The sequence below is a fragment of the Bradyrhizobium sp. 23AC genome (assembly GCF_054863025.1).
This window is the reverse complement of record NZ_JAVAYN010000209.1, coordinates 1-261: the sequence shown is the minus strand read 5'-3', so window position 1 is coordinate 261 and position 261 is coordinate 1. Positions and strand designations below refer to the sequence as shown.

Annotated in this window: 1 pseudogene; it reads left to right on the top strand. The window is 64.8% G+C overall.

The features are described from left to right. Nucleotides 1-261: pseudogene (locus tag RAD10_RS42135) on the top strand (hypothetical protein); the annotation flags it as partial.

Here is a 261-nt window from a genome sequence, read left to right as displayed (position 1 = left end):
GTCTTCGCCGCGGCGCTCGGCAATCCGGTGAAGGTCGAGGTCCTACCGCGCGATCAATGGATTGCGGCTTATCGAAAGCTGGGCTCCTCTGCCGCAGCGGCCGACTCTTATGCGCGAATGACCGCCGTCAGCGTCGATAGCGGCTTTGCGATGTCGGCGCCCTTCGAACGCGGGAGGACCACTCTCGAAGATTATATTGGCGCGCTTGTCGCCAAGTCGCGCGGCTCGCACGCTCTGACAGAGGGGCACGGCGCGGCTCGA